General features: G+C 66.0%; 1 protein-coding gene. It reads left to right on the top strand.

The genetic code is table 11. The features are described from left to right. Positions 1–137: 137 nt before the first annotated feature. Positions 138–362, top strand: coding sequence for a hypothetical protein (locus EOA24_RS40660; RefSeq protein ID WP_126083307.1), 225 nt, complete (start codon positions 138–140; stop codon positions 360–362). Positions 363–488 lie beyond the last annotated feature (126 nt).

The following is a 488-nucleotide window of genomic DNA, read 5'->3' as shown; positions in this document are numbered from 1 at the left end:
ACTTCATGCAGCGCTGGCGGCGGCTGCGGGCGGGGCGGTGAGCGGGCGGCCTGCGCTGGCCAAATTGACTCACATTCCGCCCTCCGCCATGCTTGTGACAGCCGCATCCTTCGGCGGCAGCGTGTTCGAGTGAGGCCATGGCCAGTCCCGTCTCCAGAGAAAAGTCCCGCCGCGCCGCGGTGAAGTCCGCGCTCGAGCGCCACAAGGTCTATGTCACCGCGCAGCGCTTTTCCGGCGGCACTTACAGCGCTCGCGTGCTGGTCGACGGCGAAGCCTATTGGGTCGACGAGTTCCGGCTGAGCCAGCTGAGGCAGGGGCTGACCCCGGCCGAGCTGGAACTGACGCCGGCGATCGACGATTGATCTCTTTCCTTTGCTCCGCCGCGCTATAGGAAAATCTCAGATGCTGGCGGGACAGCCCCCCTCTCTGTCCTGCCGGACATCTCCCCCTCAAGGGGGGAGATCAGATGTCGCCGCCGGTTTCGCCAA

Origin of the sequence: Mesorhizobium sp. M2A.F.Ca.ET.039.01.1.1, from assembly GCF_003998035.1 — a bacterium.
In the GTDB taxonomy this organism is placed as follows: Bacteria; Pseudomonadota; Alphaproteobacteria; order Rhizobiales; family Rhizobiaceae; genus Mesorhizobium.
Note: the sequence above shows the minus strand (reverse complement) of the source record. Positions and strands in the feature narration are given on the sequence as shown.